Origin of the sequence: Acinetobacter sp. HR7, assembly GCF_000773685.1 — a bacterium.
GTDB classification, from domain to species: Bacteria; Pseudomonadota; Gammaproteobacteria; order Pseudomonadales; family Moraxellaceae; genus Acinetobacter; species Acinetobacter thermotolerans.
Window position 1 is genome coordinate 1 of the sequence record NZ_JPQO01000113.1, and the last position, 5,812, is coordinate 5,812.

Here is a 5,812-nt window from a genome sequence, read left to right on the forward strand (position 1 = left end):
ATTTTGCTAGTCTAGAGCCTAAATAAATATTGAATGTTTTCGTAGTAATTAATTTATAACAAGTTTTTTAGATTTAAATGAAAGTAGTTTGTTTAAAATGGTTACAAATAGCTTGAATCAGTACTTTGATATTCTTCTTAAAAGGCATATTTCTTCGTCCAGTCCTTCAAATCAAACACTTATGATTTTCAAACTGATTCAATGAAGAGTATTTAATTCAGAGATTTTTATTTCAGCCTGGATTGCTACACAAATTACCATTCTTTTTAATAGATATCTCTCTTCAAGACAATAAAGAAAATTAATTATTTTATTTCAATAACTTAAAAAATAATTCAACTATATTTAAGATAAAAATTCCGTCTCTACTTATATTTAAAGAATAGAATCAACCTTCCAAATAGATATATATCTACGTGCCATTTTCTAATTCAAAAAAACCTAATTAGCACTTTTCTTATTGCGTCTTTCTTATTCCTCTTACGCTCCTTATATTTTCCTCAACATCAAAAAATAGTTATCCCGACTGATTAAGGAGTTATAGCGATGCTGGAAGAAGAAAGAGAAATATTTAAACGTGACGGCGTGGTTGTTTTGCGCGGTTTATTTAAAGACTGGATGGATGTGCTAACTGCAGGTGTCAATGCCAATGAACAGAATCCAGGTGAATGGTTCCGTGATTATACACCGGGTGAATCCAAAGGCCGTTTCTGGGCAGACTACTGCAACTGGCAGCGCATTCAGGAATTCAAACAATTTATCGAAGAAAGTCCTGCTGCAGAAATCGTAAAAAATCTGATGCAGGCACAGCGTGTGCGTATTTTCCATGAACATGTTTTGGTAAAAGCTGCAGGCTCATCCAAAGTCACACCATGGCACCACGATACACCTTACTATCCTGTTGATGCCAAACAAACGTTAAGTCTGTGGATTCCACTGGATCCAGTATCACGTGAGTCAACGATTGAATTTGTCGCTGGTTCACATCAATGGGATGCACTCTATCGTCCACAAAGTTTTACCGGTGAATACTATCAACACAATAGTAAAGAAGAAATCCTGCCGGATATCGATGCCAACCGTGACCAATACAATATTTTAGGCTGGGCACTCGAGCCAGGCGATGCAGTCGCATTTGACTACCGTACTGTTCATGGCGCTCCTGGAAACTTGTCTAGCACCCATTCCCGTCGTGCAGTGTCATTCCGCTGGTTAGGTGATGACGCGGTCTACGTAGATCGTGGTGGCAAAACTTCTCCTCAATATCCACACCTGATTGGCAAACTAGCAACTGGAGATGCTCTCCCTGAAGATGAGTTCCCATTTGTAGCTTAACCCATCAACCTCCAAATTTGTTGTTTACCCCTTTTCGCCAATGTTTGCCCATTCGGACATTGGCTTTTTTTATGTTTTTTCAAGGGGCTTCAATCGGATTTTTTAAATAAACATTAATTAAAGCCTTCATTTCCAATCTTTACTTGAATCAAGCCTGCTCTGTTGTTTCATTCTGCGTATTTAAAAAATAAAAAAAGCCCTGAGCAAGTCAGGGCCAAAGAGAGCAACTATTTAAGTGGAGAAATCAAGATTGCATTTACTTAGAAATGAATCACGGTACGGATCGATTTCCCTTCATGCATGAGGTCAAATGCTTCATTAATCTGTTCGAGTGGCATGGTATGTGTGACAAATGGTTCTAACTGGATATCCCCTTTCATCGCCTGCTCCACCATACCCGGTAACTGGGTGCGGCCTTTTACACCGCCAAATGCTGTTCCCATCCATTTACGGCCGGTGACTAGCTGGAACGGACGAGTTGAGATTTCTTTACCAGCACCCGCAACGCCAATAATGACTGACTGGCCCCAACCACGATGTGCACATTCCAGCGCTGAACGCATCACATCGACATTGCCAATACATTCGAAGGAATGGTCTACGCCCCAGCCTGTCAGCTCTACGATCACTTGCTGAATTGGCTTGTCATAATCTTTCGGATTAAGGAAATCAGTTGCACCAAACTGTTTAGCCAGTTCAAATTTTTCTGGATTGGTATCTACTGCAAAAATACGGCTGGCTTTTGCCTGACGTGCACCTTGAACGACTGCCAGGCCAATACCGCCCAGACCGAATACAGCAACCGTATCACCTTCCTGAACTTTGGCGGTGTTATGCACTGCACCAATACCTGTGGTTACACCACAACCCAACAGACATACGTGTTCATGATTGGCTTCTGGGTTGATTTTTGCCAGAGACACTTCAGCCACGACAGTGTATTCAGAGAAAGTTGAACAACCCATGTAATGGTAGATCGGCTGATCATTGTAAGAAAAGCGAGTGGTTCCATCTGGCATGACACCTTTACCTTGGGTGGCACGGACAGCTACACACAGATTGGTTTTACCTGATTTACAGAATAGGCATTCACCACATTCTGCAGTGTACAGTGGAATCACGTGATCGCCTGGTTTCAAGCTAGTCACGCCTTCACCCACTTCAACCACAACACCTGCACCTTCATGACCCAGAATTGCCGGGAACACGCCTTCAGGGTCATCACCAGACAGGGTAAATGCATCAGTATGACATACTCCAGTATGGGTAATTTTGACCAGCACTTCACCAGCTTTGGGCGGTGCGACATCCACCTCTACAATTTCCAAAGGTTGGCCTGGGCCAAATGCTACAGCTGCACGTGATTTCATTTCTACCTGCCTTTTCATATACGAATTAAATGCGAAATCAAGGTTTAAGAACTTAACTGTATGTTCAAATCTTTAAACCTATTTGTGGATCTTTTATAGGGCTGGACTGCATGTCAAGCAATTCGGTTTTTTTGATGCAGGCGTTCTGCTTATATGATTTTCACTATTCAATAGAGCTACTTATATTTAATTCATCGAAACAGATTCGTTAGCGAGACCAAGCTTGAACCGGTCTCAGCGAACGCATAACGCACACTGACACAGTGAGCTTGGAAATAAGGATACTAAGATGAAATTAAATGATCTGCATATTGATACTGTGGTCGTAGGTGCTGGACAAGCAGGCGTCGCCATGAGCGAGCATTTGACCAAAATGGGCATTTCCCACGTTGTACTTGAAAAAAATCGTATTGCTGAAGCATGGCGTACCCGCCGCTGGGATTCGCTGGTAGCGAATGGACCATGCTGGCATGACCGTTTTCCAAATATGGAATTTGATGCGGATCCGGACAGCTTTGTGCATCACGATAAAGTGGCTGAATACTTCGAACAATACGCGAAAAAATTTAACTTACCGATTCATACGGGCGTAACTGTACACAAAGTTGCTAAATCTGAAAATCGGCTCGGCTTCACGGTAGAAACCTCTGAAGGCACGATTTACGCGCAGCATATCGTTTCGGCAACCGGCGCTTTCCAGAAAGCGGTGATTCCTGCCATTGCGCCACAAAATCCGTCCTTCTACCAAATCCATTCAGACCAGTACAAAAATCCGCAACAATTGCCTGAAGGTGCAGTTCTCGTGATTGGTGCCGGTTCATCTGGTGTACAAATTGCCGATGAACTGAACCGTGCTGGCAAGAAAGTTTATCTATCCGTAGGTCGTCATGAACGTCCACCACGTACGTACCGTAACCGTGACAATGTCTGGTGGTTAGGCGTACTCGGTGGTTGGGACTTTATGCGTACCGATACTGGCCCGCTAAAAGGATTCGCTGTCAGCGGCGCGCATGGCGGTGTCAATGTCGATTTCCGCGTTTTAGCCAATCAAGGCATTACATTGCTCGGCAGTACCGAATCCTTTGAAGAACAAACTATTAAGTTTAAAGACAACCTGAAACACAATCTGGATGAAGGTGATGCAGCGTTACTGGCTTTCTATGATGAAGCGGATGCCTATATCGAGAACAATGGCCTGAGTCTGCCATTAGAACCAAGCGCACGTACCATCCTACCAGATCCTGAATGTGTGACTAATCCAATTCTTGAACTGGATATGCAGGCGGCTAATATCACGACTGTGATCTGGGCATCCGGTTTTGGTTATGACTATAGCTGGTTACAGGTAAATGCCTTTGATGAGTTCAATAAACCAAAACATAAAAATGGCATTTCCACTGAACGTGGCGTGTATTTCCTTGGCCTGCCATACCTGACCGGGCGTGGTTCAAGCTTTATCTGGGGCGTATGGCACGATGCCAAATATATTGCTGAACACATCGATATCCAGCGCAAATATCAGGAATATCAAACTGATAAAAATTTGCTGAAACATTCAGCCTGAACAACTCATCATGGGCACATATAGGCTGAAGACTTATATGTGCTTTTTCAATTGAAGGACATATCTCCATATGTGAGGATCATCATGAATACCATTTTAAAATCTAGAATTACTGACAAATGTGCATGGGTAGGTGCTGAAATAGCTCAGAAAGAAGATTGGATCTATCATCTGTCTGACCATATGGTCCAGATTTTTGATGAAGCTTTAGAAAAACTGGAAGCAAAACAGCTGAATGCTCCAAATTTTGATCTCAACGATATTCAAATTGAAGATCCGGAATTTCTGAAACAGGTTCTGGCTATTTCTGATGAACTGGAAAATGGTTATGGTTTTATTGTAATCCGTGGTCTGGATGCACAAAAATATTCTGAAAACCAACTAGCCAATATTTATTATCTGCTTGGCCTGCATATGGGCACACCTGTGACCCAGAATGCCCGTGGAGATCTGATCGGTTTTGTAGAAAATGTCGGTGATAAAAACAATAAAATGACCCGGGTCTATGAAACCAATGCCTATCTGCCGTATCACTCGGACATGAGCGATGTGGTCGGTCTATTGTCGATCCGTAAAGCCAAAGAAGGCGGCTTAAGCAGTATTATCAGCTCTTCTACCGTATATAATCGTATTCTTGAAGAGTATCCAGAATATTTGGGCTATTACTACCATACAGCATGGTATGACCATCTAGGTGAAGTCGATCCATCCTTGACTCCGATTTTCAGCTACCATGATGGCAAACTAGCATGCCGCTATTTACGCCATTATATTGAATTAGGCCATGCCCGCAGAAATGTACCGCTCTCTCAGGTACAAATCGAAGCCTTCGACCTGTTTGACCGTCTCAGTCATGATCCAGAATTGCGTCTGGACATGATGCTAGAGCCAGGAGATATCCAGTTCTGCAATAATTACTGTGTGATGCATTCCCGTACCTCGTTTGAAGATTATGACGATCCTGCACAACGTCGCAAGCTGCTGCGTCTATGGCTGAAAATGCCGAACGCCAGAGCACTATCACCAGACTTTCCTGGCCGTAATGGGATTCCTAAAGGCCTTGGTATGGCGGCTTAAATCTAAACAAAAAAAGAGGCTAAAGCCTCTTTTTTTATACCTTTCAAAATGGATAACAGAGCTTGTTAAATTAAAAGCTATTTTCTACGTAGCTTTTGACTATCCCTATTAATTACTCCATAAACACCAGCATTTTATTATTTAAAGTAGATGAGTATTTGAAATGCCGCCCCTACTGCTGAACGAAATCGCTCTTTGTCCTAGCCCTATTACAGTTAATTTTCCAAGAGTGATTGAAAGTAAAACGTCTACCCATCGAGGCGATAATTTTTTAGCTAAATATTTAGATCAGCCTATATATATCTGATAGCCATTACTTTTTAGCCCATTGAATATAGTGTAGACAGCTATTTTGATTTTAGCTCGTTGGTCAGAAGCAAAATGTTATAGAGATCACCTTGCATCTTTCTAACAAATTAATCTCTCCTACACTTCATATAAAAACCTAAAAAATAAAAAAGACCGC

At 42.1% G+C, this 5,812-nt stretch carries 4 protein-coding genes; 3 read left to right on the forward strand and 1 reads right to left on the reverse strand.

Features of this window, described 5'->3' with window-relative positions:
- Nucleotides 1–546 precede the first annotated feature (546 nt).
- Nucleotides 547–1,335: a phytanoyl-CoA dioxygenase family protein gene (locus GW12_RS05895; protein WP_034584750.1), complete on the forward strand. Its 789-nt coding sequence runs from the start codon at nt 547–549 to the stop codon at nt 1,333–1,335.
- 260 nt (nt 1,336–1,595) lie between these two features.
- On the opposite strand, the gene GW12_RS05900 is transcribed toward GW12_RS05895, so the two are convergent.
- On the reverse strand, nt 1,596–2,705 hold the full coding sequence (locus GW12_RS05900) for an S-(hydroxymethyl)glutathione dehydrogenase/class III alcohol dehydrogenase (protein ID WP_034584753.1): 1,110 nt from the start codon (nt 2,703–2,705) through the stop codon (nt 1,596–1,598).
- A gap of 289 nt (nt 2,706–2,994) precedes the next feature.
- Here GW12_RS05900 and GW12_RS05905 point away from each other — a divergent pair, with 289 nt between their 5' ends.
- The gene (locus GW12_RS05905; protein ID WP_034584757.1) at nt 2,995–4,269 is read left to right on the forward strand and encodes an NAD(P)/FAD-dependent oxidoreductase; all 1,275 of its coding nucleotides are present in this window, start codon (nt 2,995–2,997) and stop codon (nt 4,267–4,269) included.
- An 84-nt stretch (nt 4,270–4,353) separates the two neighbouring features.
- The gene (locus GW12_RS05910; protein WP_034584760.1) at nt 4,354–5,346 is read left to right on the forward strand and encodes a TauD/TfdA family dioxygenase; all 993 of its coding nucleotides are present in this window, start codon (nt 4,354–4,356) and stop codon (nt 5,344–5,346) included.
- Nucleotides 5,347–5,812: the final 466 nt, after the last annotated feature.